This is a genomic window from Flavimobilis soli, from assembly GCF_002564025.1.
Lineage (GTDB): Bacteria > Actinomycetota > Actinomycetes > Actinomycetales > Cellulomonadaceae > Flavimobilis > Flavimobilis soli.
In genome coordinates this window covers 2,858,213-2,875,496 of sequence record NZ_PDJH01000001.1, presented here as the reverse complement: position 1 = coordinate 2,875,496, position 17,284 = coordinate 2,858,213, and the positions used below count along the sequence as shown (strand labels likewise).

General features: G+C 71.3%; 12 protein-coding genes. 4 read left to right on the top strand and 8 right to left on the bottom strand.

What is annotated here, in order from left to right; genetic code table 11:
- Window positions 1-99: 99 nt before the first annotated feature.
- Window positions 100-774 (bottom strand): YceI family protein, encoded by a 675-nt coding sequence (locus ATL41_RS12935; RefSeq protein ID WP_098456649.1) that lies wholly within the window; start codon window positions 772-774, stop codon window positions 100-102.
- A gap of 139 nt (window positions 775-913) precedes the next feature.
- Window positions 914-2,743, bottom strand: a complete 1,830-nt coding sequence (locus ATL41_RS12930) for a metallophosphoesterase family protein (RefSeq protein WP_143556537.1) — start codon at window positions 2,741-2,743, stop codon at window positions 914-916.
- Window positions 2,744-2,828: 85 nt separating this feature from the next.
- Here ATL41_RS12930 and ATL41_RS12925 point away from each other — a divergent pair, with 85 nt between their 5' ends.
- Window positions 2,829-3,818, top strand: a complete 990-nt coding sequence (locus tag ATL41_RS12925; protein WP_098456648.1) for a glutathione S-transferase family protein — start codon at window positions 2,829-2,831, stop codon at window positions 3,816-3,818.
- Window positions 3,819-3,824: 6 nt separating this feature from the next.
- Here ATL41_RS12925 and ATL41_RS12920 read toward each other — a convergent pair whose 3' ends face one another.
- The gene (locus tag ATL41_RS12920) at window positions 3,825-6,509 is read right to left on the bottom strand and encodes an ATP-dependent DNA ligase (protein ID WP_098458822.1); all 2,685 of its coding nucleotides are present in this window, start codon (window positions 6,507-6,509) and stop codon (window positions 3,825-3,827) included.
- A 44-nt stretch (window positions 6,510-6,553) separates the two neighbouring features.
- Between ATL41_RS12920 and ku the strand changes: the two genes are divergently transcribed.
- Window positions 6,554-7,357, top strand: coding sequence for a non-homologous end joining protein Ku (ku, locus tag ATL41_RS12915; RefSeq protein ID WP_098456645.1), 804 nt, complete (start codon window positions 6,554-6,556; stop codon window positions 7,355-7,357).
- Between the two features lie 46 nt (window positions 7,358-7,403).
- Here ku and pip read toward each other — a convergent pair whose 3' ends face one another.
- Window positions 7,404-8,393, bottom strand: a complete 990-nt coding sequence (gene pip / locus ATL41_RS12910) for a prolyl aminopeptidase (RefSeq protein WP_098456644.1) — start codon at window positions 8,391-8,393, stop codon at window positions 7,404-7,406.
- A 149-nt stretch (window positions 8,394-8,542) separates the two neighbouring features.
- Here pip and mqo point away from each other — a divergent pair, with 149 nt between their 5' ends.
- Window positions 8,543-10,030: a malate dehydrogenase (quinone) gene (mqo, locus tag ATL41_RS12905; RefSeq protein WP_098456643.1), complete on the top strand. Its 1,488-nt coding sequence runs from the start codon at window positions 8,543-8,545 to the stop codon at window positions 10,028-10,030.
- Between the two features lie 64 nt (window positions 10,031-10,094).
- Here mqo and ATL41_RS12900 read toward each other — a convergent pair whose 3' ends face one another.
- The gene (locus tag ATL41_RS12900) at window positions 10,095-10,583 is read right to left on the bottom strand and encodes a flavodoxin domain-containing protein (protein WP_169924468.1); all 489 of its coding nucleotides are present in this window, start codon (window positions 10,581-10,583) and stop codon (window positions 10,095-10,097) included.
- Between the two features lie 220 nt (window positions 10,584-10,803).
- Window positions 10,804-11,292: a ribonuclease HI gene (gene rnhA, locus ATL41_RS12895; protein WP_425432682.1), complete on the bottom strand. Its 489-nt coding sequence runs from the start codon at window positions 11,290-11,292 to the stop codon at window positions 10,804-10,806.
- A 97-nt stretch (window positions 11,293-11,389) separates the two neighbouring features.
- Between rnhA and ATL41_RS12890 the strand changes: the two genes are divergently transcribed.
- Window positions 11,390-12,052, top strand: coding sequence for a hypothetical protein (locus ATL41_RS12890; protein WP_143556536.1), 663 nt, complete (start codon window positions 11,390-11,392; stop codon window positions 12,050-12,052).
- A gap of 81 nt (window positions 12,053-12,133) precedes the next feature.
- Here the strand turns inward: ATL41_RS12890 and ATL41_RS12885 are convergent, their stop codons facing one another.
- Both ATL41_RS12885 and ATL41_RS12880 read right to left on the bottom strand, forming a co-directional pair.
- Window positions 12,134-14,893 carry an alpha/beta hydrolase gene (locus ATL41_RS12885; RefSeq protein WP_098458821.1) on the bottom strand — a complete coding sequence of 920 codons (2,760 nt, stop codon included), beginning with the start codon at window positions 14,891-14,893 and terminating at the stop codon, window positions 12,134-12,136.
- Between the two features lie 198 nt (window positions 14,894-15,091).
- Window positions 15,092-17,164, bottom strand: a complete 2,073-nt coding sequence (locus ATL41_RS12880; RefSeq protein WP_143556626.1) for an Ig-like domain repeat protein — start codon at window positions 17,162-17,164, stop codon at window positions 15,092-15,094.
- Window positions 17,165-17,284 lie beyond the last annotated feature (120 nt).

The following is a 17,284-nucleotide window of genomic DNA, read 5'->3' as shown; positions in this document are numbered from 1 at the left end:
AATCCGCGCGGGGTCGGCCAGGAGGCGCACCGGGACGCGCGCCATGAGTCCCGCCGAGCGCCGCGCAGCCGTCCCGTCGTCGCGGGGCCGTGCCCCGGGTCAGGCCCGGGCGAGCACCAGCAACATCTCGATCGTCCCGGCGTCCTCAACCTGCACGAACCCGAGGTTCGGCGCCTCGATCTCGAAGTCGGTGAAGGTCACCGGGATGGACCCGCCCACGCGCACGCCGTCGCCCGAGCGCTGCGCCTGCATGCTGACCGTCACCTCGCGCGCGACGTCGCGGATCGTGAGCGTGCCGACGACCTCGAGGTCGACCGGCTCCCCGGTGAGCTCGGGCAGCGCGACCGGCGCGCCGAGCTCGAAGGTCGCGGTCGGGAACGTCTCGGTCTGGAGGGTGTCGCGCAGGAAGCTGTCGCGGGGGCCGACGCCTGTCTCGATCGTCGCCGCCTGGACCGTCACCGTCGCCGCCGTCAGCTCGCCCTCGGTGATCACGACCTCGCCCGTGACGTCCTTGCTGCGCCCGACGACGGTCACGTCCTCGCCGCGCAGCACCTCCTCGACGCGGTACCCGGCTTCCGAACCCTGCGTCACGGTCCACGTCCCGTCAGGCTCGAACGGCCCGGCGGCGGGCGGCTCGACGGGAGCGCTCGTGAGCGCGATCGGCTCCGGGTTGCGGCTCTCCTGCCAGCGCGAGTAGAGCGGGGGGCCCGCGAGCACCGCGACCAGCACTGCCACGACGACGGACACGAGGATGATGACGGTGCGGCGGCTCATGTCGCCATGGTCGCACCGCGCGGGGCACGCTGCCGACCCCTCCCTCGTACCGTCTCGCCCCGCGAGCGCCTCTCGACCGATGCCGCCTGGGCGCTGCGACCCGCCCGGCGGCTAGCTCGGCCGGCGTTGGCGCGACCGGTCACTCAGGCACGTCCTGCTCCTGCTGCTCGCTGTCGGGTGACGGCGCGCTCTCCGCGCCGCCTTCGGCCTCGGCCTGCGGGAGCGGCGCCGGGAACGCGACCGCGCCGCCTACGGACACGCTGCCGTCCGGGCGGGCGACGACGACGCGCATGTCGAGCATCCGGCGCGTCTCCCGGTCGAAGCGCAGCACCGTCATCTGCGACTCGCCGCGCAGCGGACCGACCGTGAGCTGCCCCTCGGCCGCGCCGGCCGTCGTCGAGCTGACGTACCGCACGCCCAGCCCGACGCGCGCGGGGCCGATGCGCCGGTGCACGTGCCCGGAGAGCTGCGTCGCGACGCAGCCGCTGCTGAGCGCCGAGGTGCCGGCGCGCGGGGTGTGGACCATGAGCAGGTCGACCCGCTCGTCCTCGCCGCACGCGACCTGCATCATCCGGTCGGCGAAGGCCTCGACGTCCTCCTCGCTGACCTGCGCCGTCCCGATGCCGGGCCGCGTCTCGTTCGGGTCGCTGTCACCGAGGATCCGCACGCCCTCGACGTCGACGACCCCGCCGTCGAGGACGGTCATGCCCGCCGCACGCGCCTGGCTGGCCGTCTCGGCCGAGTCGTGGTTGCCGGTCACCAGGACGTACGGTGCGCCGTCGGGCGCGGCGTTCGCGAACGTCGTCACGCAGAACCGCTCGACGGCGGTGCCGTTCATCGTGAGGTCCCCCGTGTCGAGGATCGCCGACGCTCCCGAGAGCTCGGCGACCTTCCGGATGACGGGAGCCATGCCGACGTTGCAGTGCAGGTCGGAGACGTGCAGGAGCGTGACGACGTCGCCGGCCTCCTCCGTCGGGGTCTCGGCAGGCTCCTCGGCCGTCTCCTCGGCCGACGGCGTCGCGTCGGTCGGCACGGCCCCGTCGCCTGTGGTCGACGGGTCGGGCGACGTCTCGCCGTCCGTGCCCGCCAGGTCGTCCACGCTCGTGCCGTCGTCGTCCCCGTCGCCCGCGTCCGCCGTCGGACGCGGCAGGCGCAGCGCGGCGGCGGCGAACTCTGCCTCGGAACGCTCGACCCACGCAGCCTCGGCTGCCGCGGTGAGCCTCTCGTAGTAGGTCTCGTTGTCCTCGTAGACCTTCACGAGCTGGCCGCCGTACGTCTCGACCACGCCGGCGAGGCGCCCGGTGATGCGCGCGCCCTCGAGCGCCGTGCCGGCGAACACGGTCGTCTCCCGCTTGCCCGCCGTGTTGCGCTCGACCGTCGACGGGTTCGTCACGACGAGCGTCACGACGAGCAGGACGACGGCCCACGAGACGGTCGCGGAGTGCGGGGCGAACGCGTGCGCGAGCTCGTGGCTGCGGGGCGAGCCGGCGAGCAGGAGCGCGAGCCCGAGCACGGCCGCGGCTCCCACGAGCAGCAGGAAGAACCTCGTGAGCGCGTCGCGGGCAAGACCGTCGATCGCGTCCTGGATCGTCGCGGACGGCCCGCCGAAGAACTGCAGGTAGGCCTGGAGGTCCTGCGTCAGAGCCTCGAGCGTGGGGCTCTGCTCGAGCGCCGACAGGTCGGACGGGATCTCCTTGACCGTCACGAGCACGCCGATCCCTGCTGGCGCGGGCGAGTCGAGCTCGACCGTGCCGAGCGGCCCTAGGTCGACCGTGACCTGACCGTCGATCGTCACCTCGTAGCGGGCCTCGTGCGGCCCCAGGCTCAGGTCGGTGCGTGCGGTCACGAGCGCGACGAGCGCGCACACGAGGACGACCGCGAGCGCGACGGACGACCACCGGAACCATCGGGGCGGGACCCGGTGGCCCGGGCGCCACCGCTTGGTACGCGTCGGCCCGCTCTCGTCCATCGGTCCACCTCTTTCGTGCTGCAGCCACGAGCGTAACCGCCCGTCCCGGGCGGCGCGGGCGGTGTCCGGCGTCTAGCCTGCTGAGATGACCTACGCCTCTCCCGAGTACACCCGTGACGCCCGGTACATCGCCACGCGGATCACCGCGGATGGCAGGGACGGCTACCCCGTCGAGGCAGGTCGCTACCGCCTCGTCGCCGCTCGCGCCTGCCCGTGGGCGAACCGGACGCTGATCGTGCGCCGGCTCCTCGGCCTCGAGGACGCGATCTCGCTCGGCCTGTGCGGCCCGACGCACGACGAGCGGTCATGGACCTTCGACCTCGACCCGGGCGGTGTGGACCCCGTCCTGGGCATCGAGCGCCTGCAGGAGGCGTACTTCAAGCGGGTGCCCGGCTACGAGCGCGGCATCACGGTGCCGGCGATCGTGGACACGCGCGACGGCGCCGTCGTCACGAACGACTTCGCGCAGATCACGCTCGACATGAGCACCGAGTGGACGGCCCTGCACCGCGAGGGCGCGCCCGACCTCTACCCGGAGGACCGCCGCGACGAGATCGACGCGCTCGTCGAGGACATCTACCGCGACGTGAACAACGGCGTGTACCGGTGCGGCTTCTCGACGTCGCAGGAGTCGTACGAGCGGGCGTACGACCGGTTGTTCACCCAGCTCGACCGGTTGAGCGACCGGCTCGCGGTGCAGCGCTACCTCGTCGGCGACACGATCACCGAGGCGGACGTCCGTCTGTTCCCGACGCTCGTGCGGTTCGACGCCGTCTACCACGGGCACTTCAAGTGCAACCGGACCAAGCTCACCGAGATGCCGGTGCTGTGGGCGTACGCGCGCGACCTGTTCCAGACGCCGGGCTTCGGCGACACGATCGACTTCGGCCAGATCAAGGACCACTACTACAAGGTCCACCGCGACGTGAACCCGTCGGGCGTCGTCCCGGCCGGCCCGGACCTCTCGGGCTGGCTCACGGAGCACGGGCGTGAGTCGCTCGGCGGGCGTCCGTTCGGCGACGGCACCGCGCCGCCGCCCGTGCGCCGCGAGGAGGCTCCGCCCGCGATCGGCTGAGCGGGCTCAGGCGTCGACGGTCCCGTCGGGCGACGACGCCAGGTCGGGGCGCAGGCCTCGCCACACGGGGTGGCGCAGCCGCTTGCTGCCCGTCCAGCCACCGTGCTCGACCTCGGCGGCGAGTCCCCGCGACAACCAGCGGGCGTCGCGCGACTCGGCCGCGGGGACGTCGTCGACGATCGGCTCGTCCGCAGCGAGCGCCGCGATCTTCTTCTCGAGCCTCGCGAGGTCACGGTCGGACAGTCCCGCGCCGACGCGGCCTGCGTACCGCAGGCCGTCGGGCGTGCGCGTCACGACGAGGAGCGAGCCGATCGACCCTGCGCGCTCGCCGCGCCCCGGCCGCCATCCCACGACGACGACGTCCGTGTGCTGCGCGTGCTTGATCTTGCGCCAGTCCGTCGACCGAACCCCGGGCCGGTACGCGGAGTCGCGACGCTTTGCGACGACGCCCTCGAGCCCGAGCTTCTCCGAGACCGCGAGCGCCTCGTCGAGCGGGAGCGCGACGGCGTCGGGCACCTGGATCGTCCCGCCCGCGTCGACCACCATCTCGAGCGCCTCGCGCCGCTGCGAGTACGGCAGCGAGGTCAGGTCTTGCCCTCCCGCGTGCAGGACGTCGAACAGCACGAGCTCGACGGGCGCGGCGCGGCGGGCGCGCTCGACGTCGCGGGGGGCGGTCAGCCCCAGGCGGGTCTGGAGGCGTCCGAACTCGGGCGTGCCGTCCGGGCCGGGGGCGATGATCTCGCCGTCGAGGACGGCAGGGACGTGCACGCGGTCGAGGATCTCGGCGAGCTCGGGGTAGCCCGCCGTCACGTCGTGCCCGCCGCGGGTGCGCACGGACCACGTCCTCGCGGCCGGGTCGACCGAGAGGATCGCGCGGATGCCGTCCCACTTCATCTCGAGCACCCACGGGCTGTCGTCCGTGCCCGCGCGGGCGAGGTCCCGGCGCGCGACGGCGTCGGTCGACGACGCGAGCATCGGCGAGACGTCCTGCGGCAGGTCAGACGGCGCGGCGGCGGCGACGTGTGCAGTGCTGCCGCGCTCGTCGCCGCCCGCGACGGCGACTTCGTCACCTCCGTGCGCACCGCCCTTCGCGGCGCGCGTCGCTGCCTTGCCCGAGGTGCGGCCGGTCGTCGCGCCCTTCGCGACGCCGTCCTTCGCCTCGCCTTCCTTCGCCGCGCCTTCCTGCGCGGCGCCTTCCCTCGCCTCGCCGTCCTTCGCCGCGCCGTCGGCCGCGTCGTCCTCGCTCCGCCCCGGCTTCAGCCCCCGGCGACGCAGCGACTCGAGGTGCTTGCGCTTGTCCATGCGGTGGATGAGCCACTGCCGCTTCTCCGCGTCCGTGCGGATGAGCACGAACATCGGCGGCTGCGGGCCGCCGTCGTTCGCGAGCCCTCCGTCTGGGCGCCCTGCGAGCTCGACGATGATCTCGTCGTCGCGCATCTTCTCGGCCTCGTACGTCCCGGCGTCCCAGATCGTCACGGTGCCCGCCCCGTACTCGCCCTTGGGGATGGTGCCCTCGAACGAGCCGTAGTCGAGGGGGTGGTCCTCGGTCTGGACCGCGAGGTTGTTGCGACCGGTGCTCGACGGCGTCAGGCGCGGCAGCGCCCAGCTGAGCAGCACGCCGTCGTGCTCGAGGCGGAAGTCGTGATGGTGGCGGCTCGCGTGGTGGTCCTGGATGACGAACGTCGGGCGGCCGTCGCCATCGCGACGCGACGACGTGAACGGCTCGGGCGTGCGCGCCTCGTCGCGCTTGGCGCGGTACTGCGCGAGCCGGTCCTCGGCGCCCTCCCCCGTCCCCGCGACGGCCATCGGGTCGCCGAGGCGGGCGACACGGTCGAGAACCTCGTGCGGCCCGAGCTGTGTGAGGTCGTCGTCGAGCTCGTCCCACGTGCGAGGCGCCGCGACCGCGGGGCGTTCGCGGCCGCGCAGCGAGTACGGCGCGACGGTCGTCTTGTTGCCGCTGTTCTGGCTCCAGTCGACGAGGACGCGCCCCTTGCGCAGGGACTTCTTCATGTCGCTCACGACGAGGTCGGGGTGGTCCGCCTCGAGCGACCGCGCGAGCTCGTGCGCGACGGCGGACACGTCGTCGCTCGCGAGCGTCCCGTCGAGCCGCGCGTAGAGGTGGATGCCCTTCGAGCCGCTCGTCACGGGGACGAGGTCGAGGCCCATGCCGGAGACGATCTCGCGGCACAGCCGCGCGACCGCGACGCACTCGGGCAGTCCCGCGCCCGGGCCAGGGTCGAGGTCGAGGACCATCCGGTCGGGATGGTGCACGACCTTGCCGCGCGACGTCGTGTCGTCCGCGAAGCGCCACTGCGGCACGTGCACCTCGAGCGCGGCGAGCTGCGCGAACCACGCGAGGGTCGCGGCGCCGTCCTGCTCCTCGACGAGAGGGTAGGTGTTCGTGTGGTCGCTGTGCGCGAGGTCGTGGCGGTGCACCCAGCGTGGCGCTGACGCGGCGAGGTTCTTCTCGAAGAAGACCTGCCCCGGCTCGTCGGCCGTGCCGACGCCGTTCACCCACCGCTTGCGCGTCACCGGACGGCCGGCGACGTGCGGGATCATCACGGGCGCGATCGCCAGGTAGTAGTCGATGACCTCGCCCTTGGTCGTGCCCGTGACCGGGTAGATGACCTTGTCGAGGTTCGTGACACGCAGGGACCGCCCGTCGACCTCGACCGTGGTGGTGCGCGCCATTGCTCCATCCTGCGACCTCGGCAGAAACGTCGCACACTGAGACCGTGCGGTCTGTGTGGAAGGGCGCGATCTCGTTCGGGCTGGTCAACGTGCCGGTCCGGCTCTTCAGCGCGCTCGAGGAGCACGACGTGCCCCTGCACCAGGTGCACGACGCCGACGGCGGGCGCATCCGTTACCAGCGCCGCTGCGAGGTGTGCGGCGAGGTGGTCGAGTTCCAGCACATCGACAAGGCGTACGACGACGGCGAGAAGACGGTCGTCGTGACGAAGGAGGAGCTCGCGTCGCTCCCCTCCGAGCACAGCCGCGAGATCGAGGTCGTCGAGTTCGTGCCGTCGGATCAGATCGACCCGATCCTGCTCGACCGGACCTACTACCTTGAGGCCGACCCGAAGACGCGCAAGCCGTATGCGCTCCTGCTCAAGACGCTCCAGCAGTCCGAGCTCACGGCGATCACGCGGTTCGCGATGCGGCAGAAGACCCGGCTCGCGGCGCTGCGGGCGCGCGGTGACATCCTCACGCTGCAGACGCTCCTGTGGGCGGACGAGGTGCGCAGCCCGGACGAGCTCGAGGGCGGCTCGGGCGCGAAGGTGACGCCGCAAGAGCTGAAGATGTCGGCGTCGCTCGTGGAGTCCTACGCTGGCGACTTCCACCCCGAGCAGTACACGGACGACTACCAGGCGGAGCTGCGCAAGCTCATCGACGCGAAGCTCGAGAAGGGCGAGGCGCTCGACACCGAGGCGACGTTCGGCGCGACCGAGGACGGCGACGAGGAAGGCGGCGGGACCGTCGTCTCCCTCATGGACGCCCTCAAGCGCAGCGTCGAGGAGGCCCGGCGCCGCTCGGGCTGAGCGGCGCCCCCCTGACGTGCGCGGGGCCGTCGGCACCGCGAAGTGCTCAGCGGTCCGCGAACCTGTCGGTCGCGGCGACGAGCTCCGCGAGGATCCCCGGCTCCTCGAGCGAGTGACCGGCGTCCGGCACCATGACGAGCTCCGAGCCGGGCCACGCCTGGTGCAGCTCCCATGCCGAGACTGCGGGGCAGACGACGTCGTAGCGCCCCTGCACGATCACGCCCGGGATACCCGCGAGCGTCGGGGCGTCGGCGATGAGCTGCCCCTCCTCGAACCAGCCGCCGTGCACGAAGTAGTGGTTCTCGATGCGGGCGAACGCCGTCGCGTGCTTCGGGTCGGCGGCCTTCGCGATCGACTCCGCGTCGGGGACCAGGCGGACGGTCGACGCCTCCCACGTGGTCCACGCGACCCCGGCCGGGACGTGCACCTCAGGGTCGGGGTCGCTCAGCAGACGGTGGTACGCCGCCATGAGGTCTCCGCGCTCCTCCTCGGGGACGGGCGCGAGGTACTTCTCCCACAGCTCGGGGAACATCATCGAGGTGCCGTGCTGGTAGAACCACTCGAGCTCGGCGCGACGCAGCGTGAAGATGCCCCGCAGGACGAGCTCGGTCACGCGCTCGGGGTAGGTCTGCGCGTACGCGAGGGCGAGCGCGCTGCCCCACGAGCCGCCGAACACCTGCCAGCGATCGATCCCGAGGTGGGTGCGCAGCTTCTCGAGATCGCCGACGAGGTGCCACGTCGTGTTCGTCGACAGGTCGGCGTCGGGCGTGCTCGCGTGCGGCAGGCTGCGCCCGCAGCCGCGCTGGTCGAGGACGACGATCCGGTAGCGCGCCGGGTCGAAGACGCGCCGGTGGCGCGGCGAGGCGCCGCCTCCCGGCCCGCCGTGCAGGAAGACCGCGGGCTTTCCGGCGGGGTTGCCGCACTGCTCGTAATAGACTTGCTGACCGTCACCGACGTCGAGACGCCCCTGGTCGTAGGGCTCGATGTCCGGGTACAGGAATGCGTCTGCCGGCTGCTCGTCCGCGCGTGTGCTCATGGTCCGAGCCTAGGCTCGCGATCGGCTCATACGAGCGCGCGAGGCCCGTGGTCAAGCCGTTGTGACATCTTGGTCAGGGTGGGATTTCTCACGCATGCAGTCGTGAGATCAAGGCCCAAGGTCCCAATCGTCCCACCTAATATCGAAGAATGGCCAAGGCGAACAACACGGTGGATGTCGTCCTCATCGGCGGCGGAATCATGAGCGCCACGCTGGGCTCCCTGATCTCCCTCCTCGAGCCGACGTGGAAGATCGAGATCTTCGAGCGGCTCGACGACGTCGCGCTCGAGAGCTCCAACCCCTGGAACAACGCGGGCACCGGTCACGCCGCCCACTGCGAGCTCAACTACACGCGTGAGCTCCCGGACGGCTCGATCGACATCTCCAAGGCTGTGACGATCAACGAGCAGTTCCAGGTCTCGCGGGAGTTCTGGAACCACCTCGTGACCGCCGGCCTGATCGGCGACCAGAGCACGTTCCTCACCTCGACCCCGCACATGACGTTCGTGCGCGGCGAGAAGAACGTCGACTTCCTCCGCCGCCGCCACGCGACCCTCGTCGCGCACCCCCTCTTCTCGGACCTCGAGTTCTCCGACGACCCCGAGGTCATCGCGCAGTGGGCCCCGCTCCTCATGGAGGACCGCCACGGCGACGAGCCCGTCGCTGCGACGCGTGCGGCGTCGGGCACCGACGTCGACTTCGGCAAGCTCACGCGCTCCCTCTTCGACCACCTGACCTCGCAGGGCCACCACCTCAACCTGCAGCACGAGGTCCGCGACCTGCGCAAGCGCCGCGACGGCAGCTGGGACGTCAAGGTCCGCGACCTCTCGTGGAACGCCTCCCCCGCGCGTCGCACGGTCAACGCGCGCTTCGTCTTCGTCGGCGCGGGCGGCGGCGCGCTGCCGCTCCTGCAGAAGTCCGGCATCAAGGAGATCCGCGGCTACGGCGGCTTCCCGATCTCGGGACAGTTCCTTCGCACGACCAACCCCGAGATCGTCGCGAAGCACCACGCGAAGGTCTACGGCAAGGCCGACGTCGGCGCTCCCCCGATGTCCGTCCCGCACCTCGACACGCGCGTCGTCGACGGCCAGGCCTCGGTCATGTTCGGCCCGTACGCCGGCTTCTCGACCAAGTACCTCAAGCGCGGCTCGCTGCTCGACCTGTTCACGTCGATCCGCCCCGGCAACATCGTCACGATGGTCGGCGCGGGCCTCGACAACATCGACCTCACGGCGTACCTCGTCAAGGAGGTCGCGAAGACCCCCGAGGCGAAGTTCCGCACGCTGCGCTCCTTCATGCCGACGGCGCACCCGAAGGACTGGGAGCTCATCACCGCGGGCCAGCGCGTCCAGGTGATGAAGCGCGACAAGGCCAAGGGTGGTCGCCTCGAGTTCGGCACCGACGTCGTGACGTCGGCCGACGGCACGATCGCCGGTCTGCTCGGTGCCTCGCCGGGCGCGTCGACCGCGACGAGCGCGATGATCGACCTGCTCCAGCGCTGCTTCCCCGAGGACAGCCTGCGCTGGGCGCCGACCATCGCCGCGATCGCGCCGTCGAGCCACGCCGGTTCGTGGGACACGCCTGAGGAGCGCGACGCGCTCGAGTCGTTCGAGGTCGCCGCGGAGCCGGGCGCCTGAGCGTCCCCGCGTGCGGGCCTACCGTTCGCGCGGTGCGTGCCTGACCGGTACGCGGGGCTGACCGCTACGAGGCCTTGAGGGCCGAGTCGATCTTGTCCGCCCACTCGCGGATGACGGTCCAGTCGCGCGTGTCGGCGTCGGGTGCCCGCAGCGCCCGCGCGACGGCACGTTCCACGAACGACAGCGTGTTCTTGTCGAGGCGACCGCCGAACATGACGTGCTCGCGCGCGTCGAGCGCCTGCATCGTCCCGTCGATCGCGATCGTCGGCTCCTCGACGCTCGGCGGCTCGTCCTCACGTGCCACCGGGCCGCTCGAGAACAGCCACACCGGCCGGCCGTCGACACGGTCTGCCAGGCCGTCGACGAGGTCGTTCGCCTCGTTGGGCCACCGGCCGAAGTAGACCGCCCCACCGAGCACGAGCGCCTGAGCGTCGTCGAGGTCCTCTGCGCTCGTCGAGGCCATGTCGTGCTCGGACACGTCGTGCCCGAGCTCGCGCAGCCGCTCCACGACCGCGTGGCCGATCTCCTTCGTGGCTCCGTGCTTGCTCGCCACCGCTACAGCGATCCTCATCGCGCGCCTCCCCATCGAGATGTACGTCCACGATGTCTCGGGGCCGCCCGGGAAAGACAGAGACTTTGGGCCCGGTTCTCGCTCACGGTCCCGTCGCCGGTCCGGCACGACGCGCGGCTTCAGGGACCGGGGCCGCGGCGGCGCGCCCGCTCAGGGCCTGCGCAGGGGCGCGGCGTCAGGAACCGGGCCCGGCGGCGCCCGGTCAGGCCCCGCGCACCTCGTCGACGCCGCGGTTCGCGAGCTGGTCGGCCCGCTCGTTCCCGGGATCACCGGCGTGGCCCTTGACCCAGATCCATCGGACGTCGTGCCGCGCGACCTCGGCCTCGAGCTCCTGCCAGAGCTCCTTGTTCTTCACCGGCTTCTTGTCGCCCGTGCGCCAGCCGTTGCGCTTCCAGCCCGCGAGCCACTTCGTCATGCCGTTCATGACGTAGGACGAGTCGACGTGCAGCGTGACCTGGCACGGCCGGTTGAGCGCTCGCAGACCCTGGATCACCGCCATGAGCTCCATGCGGTTGTTGGTCGTGTGCGCCTCGCCGCCCCAGAGCTCGCGCTCGTGGCTGCCGGCCCGCATCCAGGCTCCCCAGCCGCCGGAACCGGGGTTCCCCTTGCACGCACCGTCGGTCCACATCTCGACGACCGTGGTGCTCGGCGCGGGGCTGGTGGACTGCGTCATGGCGGGGTCGTCGAGCATCCGACCATCGTAGTCGGCCGCCTGCCGCCGGTCGGCGCGCGATTCTCCCTCACGGGATGGGTTTCCGCATCTTGAGGGCACGGACTATGGTGTGCGCATGAGAGCCGATGACGTCTCCCCGGCCATGACGTCGGGACATGCAGCACCCGCGGCGACCTCGCCGTATGCCCGCCCCACGACCGGCCCGCAGCCGGTCGTTCCCTCCGGCACGCAGCCGGAGCAGATCCGCGCCGATCTTCTCTACGAGTTCGAGCTCGAGCTGCGCCACACGGCGAAGGCCCTCGCGCGCAGCAAGCACGCGCCCGCACCGATCCTGGTCGCGGTTCCGGTACCGAACCCGAAGCCTGGCGTCCCCGACGTCTCGTGGCGGGCGACGGAGCTGCGCGGCTGGATGATCGGACCGCGGTTGTGCGTGCTCGAGGACGGCACCTGGGTGCCGCACACGATCGGTCGCACGCACAAGCTCGACAAGCCCCGCCACCAGAGGCTGTTCGGCGACGCGAACTCCAAGGAGTACGCGCAGCGCTGGCAGGACCTCACGGACGCGGGTGTGACGCCGGGCGGTGCGTACATCTACATCGACCAGGAGAACGAGCCGATGCTCGGCGTGGGGCGCCACCCGCGTCGCGCCGAGCTCTTCGAGGTCCAGCAGATCAGCGGTTCCCCGCACCTGGTGATGCTGTACGACCGCGGGTCGATGGGCGTGAAGGTCTCGGACGTCCGCGAGGACCTGCAGAAGCGGCTCAAGGACTACGCCTGACACGCGACGCTCTCACCGACGACGGCGGCGCCGCCCCTCCCGGGTCGGCGCCGCCTTCGTATGAGCGGACTCTTGCAGGCGTCAGCCCGTGATCTTGCCGGTGAGCGTGATGGGTGCGGTGACGAAGCCCTCTTGAGGCAGCTCGAGGCGCGTGGTCCCGCCGCTCTTGGCCGTCCGGCGCAGCGGGATCTCGAGGACGGTCGTCAACGCGCCTGCGGGGATGACTGCCTCGACGTAGACGTCCAGGTCAGCAAGGGGTGCGCTCGCGTCGTAGAACCAGACTCGCGGCATCACCCAGGTCGGGACGAGGTCGCCGACGCGGATCGGCGTGCCGGTCACCGGCTTGGCGTGCGCCACGACGTACGTCTCCTGGCTGACCGGTCCCGAGAGCTGCGCCTTCCAGGTGAGCGAGCCTCCGGGCGCCGCGGTCGCGTCCGTCTGGGCGACGGTCAACGTGGGACGCGGGGTGGTGGAGCGCGTGCTGAGCATCCCGACGTACCCGTCGACCACGGCGTTGCGCTTCGCGGTGGCGACGACCGAGTACCCCGAGAGGTAGCCCTGCTCCTCGTCCACGTACGCGTCGTCGCCGAAGTACGTGACGCTGACGTCGACGTACTTCTGCCCGGGCCGGATCGTGTGCAGCCCGGAGTCGGCGCTCGCCGTGCCGCGCTGCTGGTCGATCACGTCGATCCAGACCTTCGCCGTGCTGGCGAACGAGTTGCGCACGGGGATGCGGACCTTCGCGGTCTGCTCGCCGTCGTCCGTCGCGGTCACGACCGTCGAGGCGGGGACGTCGAGGAACGCGACGTTGCGCACGTTCGCGGTCGTCCTCGCCGGCCGCGCCTTCCACCCGGTCGCGTCGAGCAGGACGACCTTGCCTGAGGCAGAGCGCGCCTTGAGCGTCAGGTTCTCGACCGTCGCGAGGTCGATCTTCGACGACGCTGGGAGCCGGTAGCGGACGTTCTGCGCCCAGGCGTGGTTCCACGCGCCCGAGGGCAGGCGCTGGGCGTCGGCCTCGGGGCGCAGGGTCACGGTTCGGCCCTTGGCGTCCTTGAGCACGACCGAGAGGTCGGGTGTGCCACGACCGGGCATGACGACGAGGCGCAGGTCGAGGTACTTCTTCCCGGCGAGGTTCGGGACGTCGGGGAACGTCACGCGTCCGCCGACCTTGTTCCAGGAGATGAGCACGCCGTGGACCGGGTCTGCCGTGGTGTCGAAGACGGGAGACGGCCAGTGCGGCGACGAGAGGCTCTGCGTCTTGTCGCACGCCTGACCACCCGAGCGTCCGCCGCCCTCGCAGACCACAGCCTTCGCGCCCTTGGTCGCCTTGACCGTCGTGCCCGGCTTCGGACGGACGATCGAGCGGCGGTTCCCGCCGGTCGCGTGGACGAGGGTGACTGCCTTTCCCGCGGAGCGCGCTCGGACGGGGGTCCCGTCGAGGAGCGGTGCGGCGCTGCGGTTGGACGTCAGGTAGGTCTTCGCTGCGGCCGCGATGTAGGTCGCACCGACGGCGCGCTGCTGCTTGCCGCTCAGGCGGGTCTTCGCGTCCTTCCCGCAGAGCGGGTCGTCGCCCCACACGTCGTCGTCGGCAGGCGCCTTGGCGACGCCCGGCGTCCACTCGGTGTTGAAGAAGTTGTGGTTCGCGCCCATGACCATGACCGACGACTTCTGGGAGCGGTCGCCCGCGGCGATGTGGGCGCCCTGGTCGACGTACAGCTGGCCCTGAAGGTCGGAGACGTCGCCGTCGCAGAACGGCAGGAGGACGGTGGTGGGGATGCCGACCGCGACCTGGCGGCCGAAGTCGGTCGGCGCGACGAGCACCTGACCCTTGATCGTGAAGCGGTCGCCGGCCTTCGCCTTGATGGCGGCGCGGACGACGCCCTCGCCACCGCGGGAGTGGCCGACGGTCATGACCTTGCGCAGGTTCATCGCGCCCTTGAGCTTCTTGCGCTCTGCGGGGCCGCTGCCCTTGCCGACCTGCCAGTCGGCGAGGACGTCGAGGTGACGACGGACGAGCTCGCCGCGCGCCTTCGCGCCGCCGTCAGCGTCCTGCCAGTCCTGGCCGTTGATGCCGTTCGCCGAGATCGACACGGTGACGTAGCCCTGGCTCGCGAGGAGCTTCTGGGCGTAGACGTAGCCGAGGTGGCTCGGGATGGCCTTGGCCGGGGCGACGCACGGCCAGTCGCCCGTGACCTCGCCCTTGGCGTAGCACGTGGCGTGGCGGCCGTGGAGGAACACGACGACGGGGCGCTCGCCGCGTGCACCGACGGGCATGACCACGTGGCCCTTCATCTCGACCTTGGCGCCGTAGCCCTGGACCTTCACGCTCGGCAGCTTGTAGCTGAAGCTCTTCGTCTTGAGCTTCCCGGGCTTGCCGGGGTCGGTCGAGAGGACCTTGGCGGGTGCCTTGACCGCGGGGGTCGCGGTCTTGGCACCCGCGGTGCTCCCGGCGCTGCCGGCGGCGACGGAGCCGACCGAGGCGCGAGCACCTGCGGCTCCTGCGCTGGCGGGACCGTCGAGCAGCCGACCGGAAGCCATGACCGCGACGTCGGACGCGTGCAGGTCGGTGACCCCGGAGACACGCAGCCGCATGACGGACCCGACCTTGGTCGGAGCGCCGAGCGAGGCACCGTGAGCGAAGAACTCCGGGCGTGCGTCCCCGAGCGGGAGGTCGTCCTCGTAACGCCAGGTGATCGTCGAGCCGTACTCGTCGGTAGCCACCCTGACGCGACCGTGGGTGGTCGCGCCGGCGTCGTGCGCGACGCTCTGCCCGAGCGGTGCGGCAACCGGCACAGGGCTCGCGGCGGCGATACCACCGGACGTGCCGAGGGCGATCGTCATCGCGACGACGAGCGCTCCTCGCCTCCCTGTCGGCCTGGCTGGCCGCCGGCTGCGAAGGGTCGGATCGAGCGATGAGCGCACGCGCATGTGTTCCTCTGTCCCTGTGAGGGGAACGCCCCCTGCGTCCCGTATGGGGCGACGCTATCCGTGTCGCCCCATACGTGACATCCGACCCGCGAATGAGATCCGGGGTGGTTCTTACCGGACCCGCTTGGTCGTCGTGACCGTCGTCTTCGTCAGGTTCTTCTTGGAGGCCTTGGCGGGCGCGTAGACCACCTTGACCTTGCCCTTCGGGAGCTTCTTCGTCTTGACGACGGCGATCCAGCGTCCCTTGGACTTCTTGAGCTTCACGGCCTTCGACACCGTCTTCGAGCCCACCTTGACCGCGATCTTGCCCTGGGGCGCGGTGGAGGAGGTGCCGGTCACCCGGATCTTGAGCGTCGCCTTCTTCTTGGCCTTGAGGTTCTTGGCCGAGAGGATCTTCGCCTTGACCTTGGCCTTGGCGACCGTGATGGTTCGCGTGCCCGTGGATCCCGCCAGCGCGGTCGAGCCTGCGTACACGGCCTTGAGCGTGTGCTTGCCTGCCGCCGTCTTGGCGGGCAGGTAGAAGGTCGCCGTGCCCTCGGACGAGAGCGCGGAGGCACCGATCTTCGTCGCGCCGTCGTACAGCGTGACGCCGCCGAGCGCGGGCGCGGCACCGGTCACCGCGACGGAGACCTTGGTCTTCTTGCCGTGGGTCGCCTTGGCGGTCGAGACGGACGTCTTGCTGGCGCCGCTGCCGCTGACCTTGACGGTCGCTGTGCCGCCGCTGATCGCCTGCGCGGTGATCGTCATCTTGCCGTCACGCGTCTTGAGCGACTGACCTGCCTGGAGGGTCGAGTGCCAGTTGTCGCCACGCCACGAGCCGAGCGTCAGCACGCGCCACCCGAACTTGTACTCGAGCTCGTAGACGCGGATGCCGGGGCTCGAGTCGAGGCGCTGCCAACCGCCATACCCGTACTGGTTGTAGAAGGTGCTCGCGTCGGTGCCGCTACCGTCGCGGTACTCGACGAAGTACATGCGCTTCTTGGTGTCGAAGAACGCGAGGCCCTTCGTGCCCGACGAGGCGGTGACGGCGCTCAGCGTGGTCGTGCCGTTCGCGGTGCCTGTCGTCACCGCCGACGTCGGGACGGTCTCGAAGAGCCACTCGTAGGCGACGTCGAGCGACGGCGTCGCGTACGTGGTCGTGTAGGACTCGTCGTAGAACATCGCGATGCCCTGGACGCTGTGCACGCCGTAGTACGTCTCCTCCACGCCGTCGCGCAGGATGTCGGAGTGCCCGAGGCCGAAGTTGTGGCCGAGCTCGTGCGCGATCGTGTGGTCGTCGCTCATGGTGAGCATGACCTCACCGCCTGAGGAGAGGTCCTCGTTGATCCGGGCCATGCCGGTCCAGCCGACGTACCCGCCGTCGAAGCAGCCGCGCGGCACGAAGACGACGAGGTGGTTGGCGTTCGTGCGGTTGAAGTCCTGGCTCGGGAAGTACTTGGACCAGACCTGGCTCCACACCTGCTCGATCCCGCTGCCGTCCCCCTGCGTCAGCGTGGTGCACACGTCTGCGGTCTTGTGCTTGACGACCTGCTTGACGGAGATGCCCTGGAGGACGCCCCCGCTCTCGCGCTTCCAGTAGGCGGCTCCCGCAGCGATCGTCGCGCGGGCCTGCGCCTCGGTGTAGTCGCCCGATGCCTTGGTGTCGTCGATGATCGCGACGTACGCGCTGTGGTTCTTCGCAGCGGTAGCCGCGGCGACCGCACCGCCGACGGCGACGTCTCCGGGCAGGTCGACGCGCGCGTCCTCGCCGACGACGGTCGCGCTCGTCGCGACGACCGGGGCCGCCGCCTCGTCGAGTGCCTCGGCGACCGCGTCAGCCGCTGCCTCGCTCGCGAGCGCGGCGTCGCTCAACCCGTCGGCGCGCAGCTCGGCGCGCACGTCCTCGGGGACGACGACGGTCACGGCGACCTCGGCGCCCGAGGTGGCGTGCGCAAGCTCCTCGGGGGCGCTCTCCGCGTCGATCGGGACGATCGCGCCCTCGTCGGTGCGCACCGACACGACCGTCTTCTCGACGCCCGGCCCGTGCGCGACGGCGACGAGCAGCTCGCCCTCGATCGTCGCGCGCACCTCGCGCGCGAGGCTCGGCGCGGCCGCGCCGACCTCTGCTGCCGTTGCGGTCGCGGGAAGCGCGACAGCAGCCAGTGCGACGACGCACGCGGCTGCGATCCCCCTGGTCCGGTTCACGTAGTGCTCCTCGGCGAGCATGTCGACGTCCTCGACGCCGCTCCTGCAGCACGACGTTCCTCGCCCTGTCGCCGCACTGTCGGGCCTCCGGGCCCGCGCACAGGCTAGCGTGCCGAGGCG